The 16,816-nt window shown below is 69.0% G+C and carries 22 protein-coding genes; 12 read left to right on the top strand and 10 right to left on the bottom strand.

Annotated elements, in window-relative coordinates; translation table 11 throughout:
- Window positions 1-70: 70 nt before the first annotated feature.
- From G6N19_RS03880 to G6N19_RS03865, 4 genes are read right to left on the bottom strand one after another with little or no spacing between them, the layout of a single operon-like run.
- Complete coding sequence (locus tag G6N19_RS03880; RefSeq protein WP_193465801.1) at window positions 71-1,189, bottom strand: 3-beta-hydroxysteroid dehydrogenase; 1,119 nt, start codon at window positions 1,187-1,189, stop codon at window positions 71-73.
- A gap of 53 nt (window positions 1,190-1,242) precedes the next feature.
- Window positions 1,243-1,485 carry an exodeoxyribonuclease VII small subunit gene (locus G6N19_RS03875; RefSeq protein ID WP_041317332.1) on the bottom strand — a complete coding sequence of 81 codons (243 nt, stop codon included), beginning with the start codon at window positions 1,483-1,485 and terminating at the stop codon, window positions 1,243-1,245.
- Complete coding sequence (gene xseA / locus G6N19_RS03870; protein WP_193465800.1) at window positions 1,475-2,722, bottom strand: exodeoxyribonuclease VII large subunit; 1,248 nt, start codon at window positions 2,720-2,722, stop codon at window positions 1,475-1,477. Before xseA ends, G6N19_RS03875 begins: the two co-directional genes overlap by 11 nt.
- Window positions 2,719-3,339: a lipid droplet-associated protein gene (locus tag G6N19_RS03865; RefSeq protein WP_041317335.1), complete on the bottom strand. Its 621-nt coding sequence runs from the start codon at window positions 3,337-3,339 to the stop codon at window positions 2,719-2,721. The genes xseA and G6N19_RS03865 overlap by 4 nt, the downstream gene beginning before the upstream one ends.
- 96 nt (window positions 3,340-3,435) lie before the next feature.
- On the opposite strand from G6N19_RS03865, the gene G6N19_RS03860 reads away from it, so the two are divergent.
- Window positions 3,436-4,449: a 4-hydroxy-3-methylbut-2-enyl diphosphate reductase gene (locus G6N19_RS03860; protein ID WP_193465799.1), complete on the top strand. Its 1,014-nt coding sequence runs from the start codon at window positions 3,436-3,438 to the stop codon at window positions 4,447-4,449.
- Between the two features lie 22 nt (window positions 4,450-4,471).
- Here G6N19_RS03860 and G6N19_RS03855 read toward each other — a convergent pair whose 3' ends face one another.
- On the bottom strand, window positions 4,472-5,569 hold the full coding sequence (locus G6N19_RS03855; protein ID WP_193465798.1) for a DUF6542 domain-containing protein: 1,098 nt from the start codon (window positions 5,567-5,569) through the stop codon (window positions 4,472-4,474).
- Window positions 5,570-5,633: 64 nt separating this feature from the next.
- Between G6N19_RS03855 and ychF the strand changes: the two genes are divergently transcribed.
- Both ychF and G6N19_RS03845 read left to right on the top strand, forming a co-directional pair.
- On the top strand, window positions 5,634-6,707 hold the full coding sequence (gene ychF / locus G6N19_RS03850) for a redox-regulated ATPase YchF (RefSeq protein WP_193465797.1): 1,074 nt from the start codon (window positions 5,634-5,636) through the stop codon (window positions 6,705-6,707).
- Between the two features lie 93 nt (window positions 6,708-6,800).
- Window positions 6,801-7,058, top strand: coding sequence for a hypothetical protein (locus G6N19_RS03845; protein ID WP_013828005.1), 258 nt, complete (start codon window positions 6,801-6,803; stop codon window positions 7,056-7,058).
- On the opposite strand, the gene arr is transcribed toward G6N19_RS03845, so the two are convergent.
- A complete protein-coding gene (gene arr / locus G6N19_RS03840; protein ID WP_013828006.1) occupies window positions 7,051-7,461 on the bottom strand; it encodes an NAD(+)--rifampin ADP-ribosyltransferase in 411 nt (136 codons plus the stop codon). The two genes, G6N19_RS03845 and arr, sit on opposite strands and share 8 nt — an antisense overlap.
- A 42-nt stretch (window positions 7,462-7,503) precedes the next feature.
- On the opposite strand from arr, the gene G6N19_RS03835 reads away from it, so the two are divergent.
- Both G6N19_RS03835 and G6N19_RS03830 read left to right on the top strand, forming a co-directional pair.
- Window positions 7,504-7,860: a hypothetical protein gene (locus G6N19_RS03835; protein ID WP_013828007.1), complete on the top strand. Its 357-nt coding sequence runs from the start codon at window positions 7,504-7,506 to the stop codon at window positions 7,858-7,860.
- A gap of 223 nt (window positions 7,861-8,083) precedes the next feature.
- Complete coding sequence (locus G6N19_RS03830; protein WP_013828008.1) at window positions 8,084-8,596, top strand: OsmC family protein; 513 nt, start codon at window positions 8,084-8,086, stop codon at window positions 8,594-8,596.
- Here the strand turns inward: G6N19_RS03830 and G6N19_RS03825 are convergent.
- Window positions 8,593-9,477, bottom strand: a complete 885-nt coding sequence (locus G6N19_RS03825) for a LysR family transcriptional regulator (RefSeq protein WP_013828009.1) — start codon at window positions 9,475-9,477, stop codon at window positions 8,593-8,595. The two genes, G6N19_RS03830 and G6N19_RS03825, sit on opposite strands and share 4 nt — an antisense overlap.
- A gap of 74 nt (window positions 9,478-9,551) precedes the next feature.
- Between G6N19_RS03825 and G6N19_RS03820 the strand changes: the two genes are divergently transcribed.
- Entirely contained in the window at window positions 9,552-10,760 is a 1,209-nt protein-coding gene (locus tag G6N19_RS03820; RefSeq protein WP_232062515.1) for an MFS transporter, read from the top strand.
- Between the two features lie 27 nt (window positions 10,761-10,787).
- A complete protein-coding gene (locus tag G6N19_RS03815; protein WP_013828011.1) occupies window positions 10,788-11,111 on the top strand; it encodes a putative quinol monooxygenase in 324 nt (107 codons plus the stop codon).
- Here G6N19_RS03815 and G6N19_RS03810 read toward each other — a convergent pair.
- On the bottom strand, window positions 11,108-11,812 hold the full coding sequence (locus G6N19_RS03810; protein ID WP_013828012.1) for a hypothetical protein: 705 nt from the start codon (window positions 11,810-11,812) through the stop codon (window positions 11,108-11,110). The two genes, G6N19_RS03815 and G6N19_RS03810, sit on opposite strands and share 4 nt — an antisense overlap.
- Window positions 11,813-11,823: 11 nt before the next feature.
- Between G6N19_RS03810 and G6N19_RS03805 the strand changes: the two genes are divergently transcribed.
- Window positions 11,824-11,985 carry a hypothetical protein gene (locus tag G6N19_RS03805; protein ID WP_013828013.1) on the top strand — a complete coding sequence of 54 codons (162 nt, stop codon included), beginning with the start codon at window positions 11,824-11,826 and terminating at the stop codon, window positions 11,983-11,985.
- On the opposite strand, the gene G6N19_RS03800 is transcribed toward G6N19_RS03805, so the two are convergent.
- A complete protein-coding gene (locus G6N19_RS03800) occupies window positions 11,982-12,803 on the bottom strand; it encodes an adenylate/guanylate cyclase domain-containing protein (protein ID WP_193465796.1) in 822 nt (273 codons plus the stop codon). The genes G6N19_RS03805 and G6N19_RS03800 overlap by 4 nt on opposite strands.
- Window positions 12,804-13,649 (bottom strand): alpha/beta fold hydrolase, encoded by an 846-nt coding sequence (locus G6N19_RS03795; protein ID WP_013828015.1) that lies wholly within the window; start codon window positions 13,647-13,649, stop codon window positions 12,804-12,806.
- Between the two features lie 25 nt (window positions 13,650-13,674).
- Here G6N19_RS03795 and G6N19_RS03790 point away from each other — a divergent pair, with 25 nt between their 5' ends.
- The 4 genes from G6N19_RS03790 to G6N19_RS03775 are packed head-to-tail and all read left to right on the top strand — an operon-like array spanning window position 13,675 to window position 16,813.
- Window positions 13,675-14,178 carry a hypothetical protein gene (locus G6N19_RS03790; protein WP_013828016.1) on the top strand — a complete coding sequence of 168 codons (504 nt, stop codon included), beginning with the start codon at window positions 13,675-13,677 and terminating at the stop codon, window positions 14,176-14,178.
- Window positions 14,175-14,648: a hypothetical protein gene (locus G6N19_RS03785; RefSeq protein WP_013828017.1), complete on the top strand. Its 474-nt coding sequence runs from the start codon at window positions 14,175-14,177 to the stop codon at window positions 14,646-14,648. The genes G6N19_RS03790 and G6N19_RS03785 overlap by 4 nt, the downstream gene beginning before the upstream one ends.
- Before the next feature lie 12 nt (window positions 14,649-14,660).
- Complete coding sequence (locus tag G6N19_RS03780) at window positions 14,661-15,551, top strand: alpha/beta fold hydrolase (protein WP_193465795.1); 891 nt, start codon at window positions 14,661-14,663, stop codon at window positions 15,549-15,551.
- 26 nt (window positions 15,552-15,577) lie between these two features.
- Window positions 15,578-16,813, top strand: coding sequence for a WS/DGAT/MGAT family O-acyltransferase (locus G6N19_RS03775; protein WP_193465794.1), 1,236 nt, complete (start codon window positions 15,578-15,580; stop codon window positions 16,811-16,813).
- Window positions 16,814-16,816: the final 3 nt, after the last annotated feature.

Raw genomic sequence — 16,816 nt, 5'->3', positions numbered from 1 at the left:
CCCACGCGATCTTTCCGTGAAAGTGCGGTCGGCGGTACCTGTTGGGAGAAACTGGCCGGTGAGCCGATGGTTACTCCGGATGCGGCTCGGCCACCACGGTCGCCAGGTGCGGATGCGCTTCGGCCTTGACCCGCTCGAAGAGTTCTTTGTAGTAGGGTAGGCAGTCGGTCATCGCCTGCTCGGTGGTGAACAGCGGCTGATAGCCCAGATCGCGGCGGGCCTTGTCGATCGAGAAGTAGTTGTTGAGGTAAAGCCGTTCCACCGCACCGGGTTCCAGCAGCGGTTGCGGAAACCCGAACCGGAAGTGCAGCCACTGCCACGCCACCATCACATCGCGCACCATCCGCCCGGAAACCCGCAACCGCGGCCAGCGCTCGCCGCACGCCTCCATGACCGGGCGGGCGAACTCGAACATGTTGATCGGTTCACCGTCGTTGACGAAGTAAGCCTGGCCGGGCGCCGTTCCACCCGGAACAAGATGTTGTGCGGCCAGAATGAAACCGTGAATCAGGTTGTGCACGTAGGAGTTGTCGAGTTTGGCGTTCTTGCTGCCGATGAGCACTTTGACGTGACCGGCCACGACGCTTTCGAACAACTTGCGGAACATGGTCTGATCGCCGTTGCCCCAGATGCCCGACGGGCGGATCGAACACGTCAGCATGCCCTGGCCGTCCGGGCCACCGTTCTCGCCCAGCACGAACTTCTCGGCGACGACCTTGGTCTCGGTGTAGAGGTCGTTGAACTTGGTGGTGTAGGCCATGTTCTCGTCGCCACCGGAGATGGCTTTACCGCCCATCACGACACTGTTGGACGCGGTGTAGACGAAGCGCTTCACCCCGGCCCGTTGTCCGGCCTGAACCAGATTCCTGGTGCCGTCGACGTTGACCGCGAAGCTGCGGCGCCGGATCTCGTCGGTGACTTTGGCGCCGCCCTGCAGATCGATGATCGCGGCGGTGTGGAAGACGGTGTCGATGTCGGTGACCGCCTGGGCGACGGTCTGCGGGTCGCAGATGTCGCCTTCGAGCTTCTGCAGGCCGGGGTGGTCGGGCAGCGGCGACGGCGCCCGGTCGAAGGACCGCACCTGGTAGCCCTGGTCAAGCAGCGTCTTGACGAAATTGGTCCCGACGAAACCGGAGCCCCCGGTGACCAGGACCCGGCCGAGCTCGGTCGTCAGCGATGGATCACCCATCGGGCGAGCATAACTGAACGTGTTTCAGTTCTTGTGGGCTTCCCGCGCGCAGGTCATGTCCCCTCGTCCTCGCCGTTCTCGGCGGCCAGGGCATCCTGCACCCGGCGGCGGGCCCCGGCCAGGTGCTCTTCACACCGCTTAGCCAGCTGTTCGCCCCGTTCCCAAAGGCTCAGGGAGGCATCGAGATCCAATCCGCCCTGCTCCAGCCGTTGCACCACCTCGATCAGCTCGTCGCGGCAATGCTCGTAGCCGAGGTCACTAACGGGCCTCGTGGCGGCGGGTTCCTCAGTTGTCATCGTGGTGCCCTTCACTGGTAGCGGCGATCGCTCCATCGGCGACCCGGATCCGCAGCCGGGTGCCGGCCGGAGCGCTTCGCACCGACCGCAACACCTGCGGCGGCCCGTCGGTGCCGCTGACGGTCTGGACGACCGCATAGCCGCGGGCCAGGGTGGCGGCCGGGCCCAGGGTAGCCAGCCGCGCCGACAGGTGCCCGACCCGCTCGGTCTGTACGGCGATCAATCGGGTGATATCGCGGCGCACCGCGGCCAGGGCGCGCCCCACCTCCTCGGCGCGCTCGATCAGCGCCCGCAGCGGATCGGCCAGCACCGGGCGACTGCGCAACTGGGCCAGCACGCGCTCCTCGCGCACCACCCAGTTGCGCACGGCCTGTGCGCTGCGCCGGCACAGGTCATCGACGAGTGCCTGCTCGGCGGACGCGTCCGGGACGATCATCTTCGCCGCGTCGGTGGGGGTGGCTGCTCGCAGGTCGGCGACCAGGTCACACAGCGGGTTGTCGGGCTCGTGGCCGACCGCGCTCACCACCGGGGTGCGACAGGCCGAGATCGCCCGGCACAGCGTCTCGTCGGAGAACGGCAGCAGATCCTCCACGCTGCCGCCGCCGCGGGCCAGCACGATCACGTCCACCTCCGGATCGGCGTCCAATTCGCGCAGCGCTTCGACGATCTGAGTCACCGCATTGGGCCCCTGCACGGCGGTGTTGCGCACCGCGAAACGCACCGCCGGCCACCGTGTGCCGGCGACCGTCATCACGTCCCGTTCGGCGGCACTGGCCCGGCCGGTGATCAGGCCGATCGTGGCCGGCAGGAACGGCAGGGGCCGCTTGAGCCGCGGGTCGAACAACCCCTCGGCGTCGAGCAGTCGACGCAGCCGTTCGATGCGGGCCAGCAGCTCGCCGATCCCGACAGCGCGAATCTCGCTGAGCCGCAAGCTGAAAGTGCCCCGCGCGGTGTAGAAGTTGGGTTTCCCGCAGACCACCACCTGGGTGCCCTCGGTGAGTTTGACCGGGGCGCCGGCCACCAGCTCGGGGGTGCACGTCACCGTCAGTGACATGTCGGCGGCAGGATCGCGCAACACCATGAAGACCGTGCGGACCCCGGGGCGCAGGTTTATCTGGGTCAGCTGGCCTTCCACCCACACCGAGCCGAGCCGGTCGATCCAGCCTTTGACCCGGATCGCGACCGCGCGGACCGGAAACGGGTTCTCGGCGGAGTTGCCCGGCGCGGGGGCACTCACTTCGTGGTGGTGCGGGTGATCCTGTTGGCCAGCAGCGTCTGGAACGGTGCACGCGCCTTGGTGGCCTCCTCGTAGCCGAGCAGGGTCTCCAGCTCGTCGACGCTGAGCGAGGCCAGCCGGGCCCGCAGCTGGGCCAGGGTCAGGTTGCCGTAGTCGAGCTCGTCGACCAGGTCGGGTGTGGGCACGGCCGCGTCCGCCTTGCTCCCGGCCGGTGTGACGTCCGTCTCGCCACGAGATGCGGGCCGGTCATCGCCGCCCTCGCTGAACGAGTACAACGCGAACCGCCCCTCGGTACGCGGGCCGGAATCGGCGTCATCGAAACCATCGAAAACCGCCGTGTCGCCGAATTCTGCGCCGTTGACGCCGTCGTCGGTGTCTTCGTCGAAGGTGGCCCACTCCGGCTGCTCGTCCTTGGGCGGGAACAATGACTCGAGGGTGGAGTCGCCCTTGTTGACCAGCTCAGCGATGTTCTGCTGCCAGCGCATCACGGCGTGCGCGGCCTGGCTGGCCAGTGTCATCGGGTAGGTCAGGATGGTTTGCGGCAGCTTCATCGTCTCCTCGACGGCGACGGTTGCCGCGCCGACCAGAAGCCGGACGCCAAAGGGTGCAGTAGCCATGGCCACCAGCCTGCCTTACCTGCCGTTCATCGCCAAGTACCGAGGGGGCGTGCGTGAGCTGGCGGTCGTGCGACGCCAGACCGTACCCTGGGTGCCATGTCCCCCACCCTCGATTTGGAGACCGCTAACAGTCCAGGCAGTTCCGCCGCGTCGCTGGGCGCCGCCCCGGCCGGTAAGCGGGTGCTGCTGGCCGAGCCCCGCGGCTACTGCGCGGGCGTCGACCGGGCCGTCGAGACGGTGGAGCGGGCGCTGGAGAAGCACGGTGCACCGGTGTATGTCCGCCACGAGATCGTGCACAACAAGCACGTGGTGGACACGCTGACCAACAAGGGTGTGGTCTTCGTCCACGAGGCCGACGAGGTGCCCGAAGGCGCGATGGTGGTTTTCTCCGCGCACGGTGTCGCGCCCAGCGTGCACGACTTGGCGGCCGACCGCGGCCTGCGCGTCATCGACGCGACCTGCCCGCTGGTGAACAAGGTGCACAACGAGGCCAAACGGTTCGCCCGGGACGGCTACGACATCCTGCTGATCGGCCACGCCGGCCATGAAGAGGTCGTCGGGATCATCGGTGAGGCCCCCGACGATGTCCAGCTGGTCGACGGTCAGGACGCGGTGGCCTCGGTGCAGGTGCGCGACGAGAACAAGGTGGTGTGGCTGTCACAGACCACGTTGAGCGTCGACGAGACGATGCAGACCGTGGTCAAGCTGCGCGAGCGGTTCCCGAAGCTGCAGGACCCGCCCAGCGACGACATCTGTTATGCCACCCAGAACCGGCAGACCGCGGTCAAGGCGATGGCCCCGGAATGCGAGCTGGTGATCGTCGTCGGATCGCGCAACTCGTCGAACTCCAACCGGCTGGTCGAGGTGGCGTTGGGCGCCGGCGCCGACGCCGCCCATCTGGTCGACTACGCCGACGACATCGACCCGTCGTGGCTGGACGGGGTGGAGAGCGTCGGGGTCACCTCCGGGGCTTCGGTGCCCGAGATTCTGGTCCGCGGCGTACTGGAGCGGTTGGCCGGGTACGGCTACGAGACCGTGTATCCGGTGACGACCGCCAACGAGACACTGGTGTTCGCGCTGCCCCGGGAGATCCGGCCCGACCGTCGCTAGCGCGCCGTCAGTCGGGAGCCGCTCAGATGTCGTACTCCCAGGAGTCGAATTCTCCGGTGCGCGGCTGACGGGATCGGGTGCGGGGCTCCCTGCCACTGTCGTCGTCGCCGCCGGTGCGGTAGCGCACGCGGGAGACCGGGTGGTGGGTGCTGTCGGCGCCGTTGTCGCGACCGGTCGGCGGTGGCTGGCGCCGACGGGGTAGCGACTCGGGTGCCTCGGTGGGTCGATAGCCGCGCGCCCGGGGATCCCGGTCGGCCCTCGATCGCGGCTCAGGGCGTCGCCGCAGCGGCGCGTCCTGCCAGTCAGGGGCCGGCCGCCGCCGCGGCAGCGACTCATCAGGTGCCGGTCGCCGCCGGCGCGGGCGTTCGGTCGCGGGCACGTCGTCCATCGGTGGCCGCACGTGGCGGGAGCGCGACGGGACAGCACCGTTCGCCCCACGACGACGCTCGCCGGAGCGGGCGGCCGGACGGCCCGCTGCGGTCTTTCGAGCGGCGCGCCGAGCTTCCGGGGTGGCCCGCCGCGGACGGTCGCCCGGGCGCCGCTCGCGGGGGCTGCGGGCCGCCGACGGCTCGATGGCGTGGGCGGGATCGCGGCTGAGAGCCGCGTTGAGCAAGGCGCTCAGCTTCTCGACGAGCGGGGGTCGTCGGGGTGGGGCGCCATCGTCGGATGCGGGTGTCGTCGCGCCGCTCAGCATGCCCAGATACCAGCGGACCATTCCGAGCAACAGCACGACAGCGGCGGTGAACAGCATCAACGGGAATCGCTCGATCAGCGGGTATCCGCAGTTGATGAGGATGGCCTTCACGCCCGGGAATCCGCCGCCGCGGAACAGCCAGTACGCGGCCGGCACGGTGCAGAACAGGATCAACGGAGGCTGGACGACGGCCGTGAACACCGCCGATTGCCGCACGGTGAGCACCGCGGCGATACAGCCCATGGCATACAGTGCGGAGAAGACGATGCTCAGTTCCTTGTCGCCGGAGCCGGCGTCGAACGCCACCCCGACCGCGGTCGCGACCACCGCTACCGCCACCGCGCCCCACCACGGAAAACCGGCGGCATTGGGCAGGATCGAACGGTGGTCGGCCGCTACTGCCGACGTCTGCCGCTGCGCTGCCACACACTGACGGTACCGGCTGGCGTCAGCGGCCGTGCATCGTGGCACGCTCTACACTTGGCTCCCTGTGAGCTTGAGCCTGGGAATCGTGGGGTTGCCCAACGTCGGGAAGTCGACCCTGTTCAATGCGTTGACCCGCAATGACGTGCTGGCCGCCAACTACCCGTTCGCCACGATCGAACCGAACGAGGGCGTGGTGCCGCTGCCGGACCCGCGGCTGGCCAAGCTGGCGGAGATCTTCGGCTCCGAGCGGATCCTGCCGGCGCCGGTGACGTTCGTCGACATCGCCGGCATCGTCAAGGGCGCCTCGGAAGGGGCCGGACTGGGCAACAAGTTTTTGGCCAACATCCGCGAGTGTGACGCGATCTGCCAGGTGGTGCGGGTGTTCTCCGACGACGACGTGGTGCACGTCGACGGCAAGGTCGATCCGGAGGCCGACATCGAGGTGATCGCCACCGAGCTGATGCTGGCCGACATGCAGACCCTGGAGAAGGCGGTGCCGCGCCTGGAGAAGGAGGCACGCAACAACAAGGACCGCAAGCCGATGCTGGAGGCGGCGGTGGCCGCGCAGCAGATCCTCGACAGCGGCAAGACGCTGTTCTCGGCCGGAGTGGACCCTGCGCCGCTGCGTGAGCTGAACCTGCTGACCACCAAGCCGTTCCTGTATGTGTTCAACGCCGACGAGTCGGTGCTCACCGACTCCGCGCGGGTGGCCGCGTTGCGCGAGCTGGTGGCGCCGGCCGACGCGGTGTTCCTCGACGCCAAGATCGAAGCCGAGCTGGCCGAGCTGGACGACGAGTCGGCAATGGAGCTGCTGGAATCGATCGGGCAGACCGAACGCGGCCTGGATGCGCTGGCGCGGGCGGGTTTTCACACCCTGAAGTTGCAGACTTACCTGACCGCCGGCCCGAAGGAGGCCCGGGCCTGGACCATCCATCAGGGCGACACCGCGCCGAAGGCGGCCGGGGTGATCCACACCGACTTCGAGAAAGGCTTCATCAAGGCCGAGGTGGTGTCGTTCGGCGACCTGGTGGCGGCTGGGTCGATGGCTGCGGCCAAGGCCGCCGGCAAGGTGCGCATGGAGGGCAAGGACTACGTGATGGCCGACGGGGACGTGGTCGAGTTCCGGTTCAACGTCTGACATACCGGCGGGCCGCGCTATCGGGAGCAGAAGTCTCCGACGTGTGTCTTGCCGGTGACCTGACCGCGACGGGGGCAGGGGAGGCTCGTCGTCATGACGGTGGTTGAGTTGGTCTACCTGGTGGCGGCGCTGCTGTGGATTTTCGTGGTGGTGGCAGCGCTGTGCATCGGCGGTCACTACCTGCTCAAGCTCCGTGCCAGGCAGCGGCGCATGACCGGGCTGATCGGCGGTGTGTGGCTATCGGTCGAGCGCGCCGTCGGCCCGTACCTGGCGCTGGCCGCCGGGAGCGCAGCCCTTCTCCAGAAGCTGGTCGGCGGACTTGGTGCCGACGAGCGGGGCCGGACTAATTGATGATCTCGTCGAGTCCGTCCGCGCGCAGTGCGGCCAGCCGGTCGTGCCATTCCTGCAGTGCGTTGGGAGACAGCCGCGTCCAGTCGTCGACTTCTGCGATGACCCGCAGCGGCTCGCTGCTGCGGTAGGAGCGGGTCGGATTGCCGGGGAATTTCTTGTCGGTGACGTTCGGGTCGTTCTCGAACTCACCGGTCGGTTCGACCTGATACACCCGCGGCGTGCCGTCGCCGGCCGCGAGCTCGGCCGCCAGTCCGGCACCGTCGCGCACCGCGGTGAAGTAGATGTGGTTCATGATGATTTCCGGCCGGTAGTTGGAGCGGCGGCCCGCGGTGAGCAGGTCTCCGGCCCGCAGTTCGGCCTTGGTGCCGTGAAAGAACGGGCCTTCGTCGAGCGTCGCACCCATCGCGTCAGGTTACCGGCCCGCGCGCAGGACTAAGGTCGAGTCATGGCCGGTCACCAAGATGCCGACGCCGACGGCGACAACGGCGGTCGGCCGGCTGCGTCGGACAACCGCGAGGTGGCTGTCGCGCGCCGCGAGGACGAGCTCTCGAGACGTGAGCGAGTCGCCGACGAACGTGACCGCATCGCCGACGAGCGGGAGCAGATCGCCGACAGCCGCGAACAAGCCGCGGACGACCGCGAGGCGCGTGCCGACGAACGCGAGGGCGCGACTGCGCAGCGCGAACGCGAGCGACTGCAACGGGTCGAGGAACGCGACGAACGTTCGCAGGCCGCTGCCGACCGGCAGAACGCCGAGATCAGGCGGGCGATGGCCGAATCCCGGCGTCAGCTCGACGGCTAGGGCTGACCAAGCGATGCCGGGAACGCGGTGCGGATGCCGGCGGGCCTCCGCTCGGCGGCCTGGGCGGCCAGGGCCCCGAAAATCACCGCGAACCCGATGATGTGCAGCAGAACTATTTCGTGCCGTAGTACATCCGCGCGGCTCAGGTTAGCCCCGTGGCGTGCGCAAGAGGTATTCGATCCGGGCGCCTGGCCGTGCCCGCCCGCCGCTACCCTTGACCGGCATGACCTCATCGACCACTCGTCTCGCTGACGTCGTTGCCGCTACCAGCGACCCGGCCGCCGCCGATCCGGCCGCCTCCCAGGTGGTGTTCCGCGCTTCCGCGGTCGCCCATGACGCGGTCGCCAGCACGATCACCATGGGCCGTTACAGCGTTGAAGTCGACGAACCGCCGACGCTCGGCGGTGAGGACACCGCCCCCAATCCGGTCGAGTACTACCTGGGCTCGCTGCTGTCCTGCCAGATCGTCACCTGGCGGTACTGGGCCGAGAAGCTGGGCATCACGGTCGAGGAGATCACCGGGCGCGCCGAAGGGGATCTGGATGTGCGCGGGTTCTTCGGCCTGAACGATTCGGTCCGGCCGGGCTTCAGCGAGGTGCGGGTGGTCATCACGGTGACCGGCCCGGAAACCGAGGAGCGCTACGCCGAACTACATCGGATCGTCGAATCCCATTGCCCGGTACTGGATCTCACTGTCAATCCGACTCCGGTGCGCAGCAGCCTCGAGGTCGGTTAAGCAGCGGGCAGCAGGTTCAGGAACGCCCGAGCGGCTGGATTGGTCGGCACCGCGGTGCGACCGACCAGCGCCAGTCGGCGGGTGGGTGGGGCGGCGCCGCTGATCGGGCGTAGCCCCACGCTGTGCAGCCCGCTGCGGCGGGCGACCGGCGCGGGCACCACCGCTACCCCGAGTCCGTGCTCGACCAGGCTCAGCGCCTGGTCCATCTGGCTGGTGCGAAACGCGATCCGCCGCCGCACACCGGCGTCGCGGAACAACGCGGCGACCACCGTCTGCAAACCGAGCCCGGCCGCGAACTCCACGAAGGACTCCTCGGCCAGGTCTGTGATCCGCACCGTGGTGCGCCCGGAAAGCACATGCCCGGCGCCGACGACCAGCACCAGCGTTTCCGGATAGTCGCGCAGGCCGGCCAGCCCGGTGGGCAGCGGCGTGGCATCCAGCGCCACGAACGCCAGGTCCAGATCGCCGTTGTCGACCGCGCCAAGCAGATCCGAGGTGGGCGCCTCCCGCAGCAGCACCTGAATGCCCGGGTGCCCGGCGTGCAGCCGCGCGATGGTGGCCGGCAGATCGACGGCGGTGAACGTCTGCACCACGCCCAGCGCCAGCCGGCCGGTTTCGGCATCGCGGATCGCGGCGAGGGCGATCTCGGCGGCGGTCACCTCGGCCAGGATGCGCCTGGCGGGTCCCAGCAACGCGCGCCCGGCCGCGGTGAGCACCACGGACCGGGTGGTGCGCTCGAACACGGGCGTGGACAGGCTCTTTTCCAGAGCCTGGATGGATGCGCTCAGGCCCGACTGGGAGATGTTCAGTGCCTCGGCGGCGTGGGTGAAGTGGCCGGATTCGGCGACCGCCACGAAATGCTGCAGCTGCCTGACCTCCATATATCGATACTAGGCATGAATGCGATTCGATTGACTTGTTTTACATCAGAGTGGTGCGGGGACACCATGACCAGATGACCCAGATGACCCTGACAAGCGATTCTGCGCCGCCGCGGCTGGACCGCCGCCTGGTGCTCGTCATGGCGCTGACCTCCGGGCTGGTGGTGGCCAACAGCTATTACGCGCAACCGCTGGTCGACACGATCGCCGGCCACTTCCACGCCTCGACCACCAGCGTCGGGCTGATCGTCACCGCCAGTCAGGTCGGGTATGCGATCGGCCTGGCGCTGCTGGTGCCGCTCGGCGACTTGTTGGAGCGCCGCCGGTTGCTCACTTGGATGCTGGTCGGCACCTGCGTCTGTCTGCTCGGAATGGCGTTTGCGCCCAGCTGGCCGGTGCTGGCCGTCGCCGCGGTCCTGGTCGGTCTGGGCTCGGTGGTGGGCCAGGTGCTGGTGCCGTTCGCCGCCACGCTGGCCCGCGACGACGAACGCGGCCAGGTCATCGGCAGCGTCATGACCGGACTGCTGCTGGGCATCCTGCTGTCCCGGGTGGCGGCGGGTTTGATCGCCGCGGTGGCCGGATGGCGGGCGGTGTTCGTCGTCGCGGCCGTGTTGATGCTGGTCGCCTGCGTGCTGGTGCGTACGCTGCCGGTGCACCCGCCAGCCGTGCAGATGGCCTACGGCCGGTTGCTCGGTTCGGTCGTCGAGCTCATCCGCGAGGAGCCGGTGCTGCGGCTGCGGATGGTCTACGGGATGGCAACCTACGCGTCCTTCGGGGTGTTCTGGACCAGCGTCGGGTTCATGCTCGCCGGCGGGATCTACCACTGGTCCGACGGGCAGATCGGGCTGTTCACCCTGTTCGGCGTGGCCGGGGCGCTGGCCGCGAAATTCGCCGGCACGTTGGCCGACCGGGGCTATGCCCGTCGACAGACCGGGGTTTTCGTCGCCGTGACCGCGTTGAGTTTCGTGCTGCTGTGGCTCGGCCAGAGTCACGTCGCGCTGCTCGCCGTCGGGGTGGCGCTTTTGGACCTGGGCATCCAGGGCACGCACATCAGCAACCAGAGCGTGTTCTATCCGCTGCGGCCCACGGCCCGCAGCCGGCTCAACACCGCCTACATGACCGGCTACTTCGCCGCCGGATCGCTGGGCAGCGTGGCGTCGGCCGTCGTCTACGGGGCGTGGGGCTGGGGGGCGGTCTGCGTGCTCGGCGCCGTCTTCCCGGTCATCGGCACACTGGTCTGGATCGGCGAGATCTGGACGCAGCGTTGTTACGCTCGCCGTTGAATTGGCGCCGGTCGGCAGGGAGCAGTCGTGATTTTCATCGTGGTCAAATTCCAGACCAAACCGGAGTGGGCGCAGCGCTGGCCGCAATTGGTCGCGCAGTTCACCGAAGCCACGCGAGCCGAAGCAGGCAATCTGTGGTTCGAGTGGTCACGCAGCCTGGACAACCCCAATGAATACGTGCTGGTCGAGGCGTTCCGCGACGGCGACGCCGGCAGCGCGCACGTCAACAGCGAACACTTCAAGAAGGCCATGGCCGAGATGCCGCAGGCACTGGTGTCGACACCGAAGATCATCAGTCAGCAGCTCGATGCGACGGATTGGTCGTTGATGGGGGAGCTGACCGTCGATTAGGGCATGACGGCGATTTCCCGGCCCAGCTGGTATCCGGGTGTCAGCGGCAGGATGTCGCCGCTCCAGAACTTGCCGGGGTCGAACCAGTTGGTGTCCTTGTCGGTCGAGAGCAGGCCCATCTCCTCGTAGGTGATGGCCACCGTCTCGGCGCAGTAGGCGGTTTGCAGCGCGACTCGTGACTTGCGGGCCCGGCGGCGCTGGCTGACTTCGCGAACCTTGCGGTCCAGCACCGGGATTCCGCGGGTCCAGTCGCCGGCGGTCGGCAGCCGGCCGCGCAGCCACCGGCCGGTGAGCCGCGCCGTGGTCGGAAACGCGGTGCCGTCCATCCGGGCGATCACCTGTAGCAGCCGGTCCTCCTGTTTGCGGGTGATGGTGCCGTTGAGCTGACGCAGCCAGCAGCGCTGCTGATAGCGGCCCGTCCACTGTTCCACGGAGGCACGCGCGTCGTTGAGTTGCACACCGCGATGGTTGGTGCCGGTCCAGTAGTCCAGCAGCTTGTCGCCCAGTTCGGCGTGCCAGATCAGCGGCGGCAGGTCCTCGAGGGCCACCGTCATCCCGACGTGGTTCACCGGGGCGTTGGACAGCGTCTGGATGGCGCGGTCCGGGCCGGAGCGCCCGCGGAACAGCCAGATGTCGCCGGTACGGGTCTCGGTCAGCGCGCGTTCCAACGTCACGGCGTGTTCGTCCACGCTCAGCACCATAAAGTGTGTTGGTGCGCAGCATCTGGAAATGGATCGGCCTGGCGGGTGTGGTCGGCGTCGCCGCCGGGGGAGTGCTGGTGGCGCGAGACCAGCGACGGCGACGGGCCTACACGCCCGACGAGGTGCGCGCCCGGCTGCATGAGCGGCTTGCCGAAGCCGCCGGCGAGAATTAGTCGACGTTGACCGCGTAGAGCCGGTGGGTGCCGGCGAAGCCCTTCAACTCGGCGTCGCGGCCGGCCCCGACGGTGATGTCGTCGCAGTCCTTGACGGCCTCGCGCACCGGCCCGCTGATCAGGATCTGGGCACCGTCGGCGGCGGCGGCCACCCGGGCGGCCATCGCGACGTTGCGCCCGAACAGGTCGTCGCCGCGGCGCACCGAACGGCCCATGTGGACGCCGATCCGGACCCGGATCGGGTGCTGCGGTTTGCGGCCGCGACGCTGTTGCAACTCGCGCTGGATGTCGATGGCGCAGCGCACCGCCTGCTCGGGTTGCGCGAACGCGATCATGTACCCGTCGCCCTGGCTTTTGACGACGTGCCCGCGGTGCTCACGCACCGTGCGCTGCACCATCTCGTCGTGCCGGGCGATCAGCTTCACCCACGCTCGGTCACCGATCCGCTCGTTGAGGGCAGTGGACTCCTCGATGTCGGTGAACAGGATCACCACATGCCCGTCCGGCGTGAGACGGGCCAGATCGGGGCGTTCCACCTCCGCCCAATCGGCGAGTTCTTCGATCGAACTGCGGACCGCGGCGCCGAACCCCTGCTTACGCACCAGATTCGCGGTCTGCCACACGGTTTTGACGGCCTCGCGTCCGCCCGACAACAGCAGGTTTCGGGTGTCGACCCGTTGGCGCAGTGCCTCGGCCTCGGCCCGGGTTGCCCGCAACTGTGCGGTCAGCACCACCAAGGCGAAGGCTTCAGCGACCGCCACCGCGGCCAGCACACCGGCCGCCAGCAGCGTCGGCGTCAGCCAGTCGATCCCGAACATTCAGCCGGACACGAATTCGACGACGGCCGCGCTGAACGCATCGTTGTCGTCACCGGCCGCGGTGTGCCCGGCCCCGGACAATTCGACGAAGCGCGCACCGGGAACCTTGGCCAGGAAGTCCGCCACGCCCTCGGCGCTGACCACGTCGGACAGCTTGCCGCGGATGAGCAGGATCGGGATCCGCAGCGCGATGGCGGCCGACTCCATCTTCGCGGTGCGCAGCGCCGGGTCGTCGCCGGGCTTGGTCATCATCGCCGGATCCCAATGCCAGTACCAGCGCCCGTCGCGGAACCGCAGATTCTTCTTCAGGCCCTCGGGACTGCGGGGCTTGGTCCGGTGCGGCAGGTATTCGGCCACCGCGTCGGCGGCCTGCTCGAGCGAGTCGAAGCCGTCGACGTGGCTGAGCATGAAGTCACGGATCCGGGCGCTGCCGTCCTTCTCGTAGCGCGGCACCACATCGACCAGCACCAGCTTGACCACCCGCTGCGGTCCGGCCTGCTCGGCGACCAGTATCCCGGTCAGGCCGCCCATGCTCGCCCCGATCAGCACCACCGGCCGGCCGATCGCGTCGATCACCGCCAGCGCGTCGGCGGTCAGCGTCTCGATGGCGTAGTCGGCATCGGGTGCGCGGTCGCTGTCGCCGTGGCCGCGGGTGTCGAGTGCGACGACGTGATAGCCGCGGTCGGCCAGGATCTGGCCGGTCTTGTGCCAGGAGTGCCGATTCTGGCCGCCCCCGTGCAGCATCACGATCGTCGGGGTCGCGGCGGCGGGATCCCGGTTCCACTCATCGGCGACCAGCGTGACTCCGTTGACGCCGTCGAACTCGACGGTCTGGGCTGTGCTCATCAGGAGATGGTAGACAGTTTGGGTAATGGTGGGTGATGACAACGCGGACGTCGGTCAGCGTCGCGCACTGATCGCGGGGCTGATCGGGGTGCTGATGACGGCGGGCGTGCTCGGCTGGCTCGGTTTCCGCGCCGACGCGGCCCACAGCGCCGTCGCGCAGCGGGAGATGTTCATGCAGGCGGCCCGCCGGACGGCGATCAACCTGACCTCGGTCGACTACCAAGACGCCGAAGGCGATGTGCGACGCGTACTCGATTCGGCGACCGGTGAGTTCTACGAACGGTTCGCCGGACGGGCGCCGTTGTTGATCGAGACCGTCACGCGGGAGCGATCACTGGCCGTCAGCGCGGTGAGTGAGGCCGGCCTGGAATGGCAGTCGGACGACGAGGCGCAGGTGCTGGTGGTCGTCAGCGTCGCGTCCACCCACCTGGGTGGGCTGCGCGAGCGGCCGCATGAGCTGCGGATGCGGCTGACGGTGCAACGGGTGGGCAAGCAGGCCAAGGTTTCCGACATCGAGTACGTCACATGAGGCGGCTGGTCTATGGCGTGCTGCCGGGGCTGATCCTGGTCGCGGCGATCGCGGCCGGGTGGGTGAAGTGGTACGACGGCTCGCTCCGGCTCGACGAGCTGATTCGTGACGAAACCATCAGGGAAGCAAGTGAATTCACGGCCGCAGTGCTGTCGTTTCAGCCGGACACCGTGGAGCGGGACCTGTCCGCTGCCGAGCCGTTGATGACCGACGGCTTTCGGGAGAGCTTTGTGGCGCGGGCGCGCGACCTGATCATCCCCGATGCCAAGGCGCGCAAGGTCGTCGCGGTAGCCGAGGTTCCCGCAGCGGCGTCGGTGTTCGCCACACCGCGACGCGCCGCGGTGCTGGTGTTCGCCGACCGCACCATCACCGTCGGCTCGGACGAGCCCGCCGAGGTCGAGTCGAGCTACCGGGTGGCATTGGAGAAGGTCGGCGGCCGCTGGCTGGTCGCAGATTTCGAGCCGGTCTAAAGAGGTAGGCGCATGAGTGGACCACGGTGGTTGGACGTGACGGCGCCCGAGGTGGCGATCAGGGCACTGAGTTGGGGAGAGCCCGGTAACCCGGTGGCGTTGTGTCTGCATGGTTTTCCCGACACCGCCTACGGCTGGCGCAAGGTGGCGCCACGGCTGGTCGCGGCCGGTTGGCATGTGGTGGCACCGTTCATGCGGGGGTACGCCCCGACGTCTATTCCGACCGACGGCAGCTATCACATCGGCGCGCTGATGCACGACGCGCTGCAGGTGTATGACGCCATCGGCGCGACGGGTCGCGATGTGGTGATCGGTCACGACTGGGGCGCGATGGCGGCCACCGGACTGGCGGCGTTGCCGGACAGCCCGTTCGCCAAGGCGGTGATCATGTCGGTGCCCCCGCCGGCCGCGCTTCGCTCGGTCGGGGCGGCGGACGGGATCGTCATGGCCGGTCAACTGCCGGCGCAGCTGTTGCGCAGCTGGTACATCGCCTACTTCCAACTGCCGTGGCTGCCGGAGCGATCCTCCTCCTGGATACTGCCGCGGCTGTGGCGGCGATGGTCGCCGGGCTATGCCGCCGAGGAGGACCTGCGCCACGTCGATGCGGCCATCGGAACACCCGAAGGCTGGCGGGCGGCGCTGGGACCGTACCGGGCGCTGCGCAGCGTCCGGGTGCCCGATCGCTACGCCGAGCTGCACCGGCACTGGCTGGAGCTGCCGCGGCTGCCCAGCCTGTATCTGCACGGGCGCACCGACGGCTGCATGACACCGGCCTTCACGCGGTGGGTGGACCCGGCGCTGCCGGCCGGCAGCGCGGTGGCCGTGGTCGAACGCGCCGGGCACTTCCTGCAACTCGAGCAGCCCGACGAGGTCGCCGACCGGGTGCTGCACTTCCTCACCTGATGGGCGGGGGCCCGCGGGGGAACCGGATGGCCGCGGTCGACGCCCAGTTCTACTGGATGTCGGCGGCGATCCCCAGTGACCAGTTTCTGCTGTACGCCTTCGCCGGAGTACCGGCCGACCTCGACGGAGCCGTCGCGCAGCTGGCCGCCCGCGCCCGGGAGAGCCCGGAACTGGCCCAGCGGGTCGAGGACGCCGGTGCGCTGGGCTACCCGCGGTGGGTGCCGACGTTCGACCACGTCGGCGCGCTTCGTCACCGCGCCCCCGATGACAGCTGGGCCGGCTGCCTGGACGCGGTGGTGCGCCTCACCGGCGACCAGCTCGACGCCCGGGCGGCGCCCTGGCGGCTGCACGTGTTCGCGCCGGTGCACGGTATCCCGGGCCACCACGGCGCTGGCACGGTCGCGGTGCTGCAGGTGGCGCACGCGCTCGCCGACGGCGCGCGGGCCTCAGCGCTGGCCGCGTGGCTGTTCGGCCGTGCCGCGCCGGTCGCGGCCATAGACACACCGGGCTCCCGACTGCAGCCGGCGTTGCTGCCCTGGCGCGCTGCCGTCGCGGCCCGCTCCCACCGCCGCCTGGTCCTCGACACCCGCGCCGGGCTGCTGCCGCCCCCGGTCGGCGACCGGCCGCCGCTGGCCACCAACAACCCGCCGGCCGGCCGCCGCGCGGTGCGCACGCTGGTGCGACGGCGAACCGAACTGAACGGGAACACGGTCACCGTGGCCGTGCTGTCGGCGGTGTCGGCGGCGCTGTCGCAGTATCTCGACGAGCCGTGCGACTCGCTGGGCGCCGAAGTTCCGATGGCCAAGTCCGGTGTTCGCTTGGCGAACAACCATTTCCGCAACATTCGGGTCGGGCTGTATCCGGGCTACGACCGGGCCGCCCGCATGGCCGCCATCGCCAACGACGTCGCCAACGGACGGCTTCGCAGCGGCCATCCCGCGTCGGTCGCCGCCGACCGGGCGTTCGCGGCGACACCGGCGGCGCTGTTGCGCTGGGGCGTCGAGAAGTTCGACCCGCAGACCCGGCCGGTGCGGGTGGCCGGCAACACCGTGGTGTCCAGTGTGTACCGGGGAGCGGCCGACCTGCGCTTCGGCGAGGCGCCGGTGTTGCTGACCGCGGGGTTTCCGGCGCTGTCGCCGGCGATGGGCCTCACCCACGGCGTTCACGGCATTGGCGACACCGTGGTGATCAGCGTGCACGCCGCCGAGTCGGCAATCAGTGAAATCGACGTATACCTACGATTACTGGATGCATCGTTGTAGGTT

Source organism: Mycobacterium novum (genome assembly GCF_010726505.1).
Lineage (GTDB): Bacteria > Actinomycetota > Actinomycetes > Mycobacteriales > Mycobacteriaceae > Mycobacterium > Mycobacterium algericum.
This window is presented reverse-complemented; position numbering and strand designations above follow the sequence as displayed.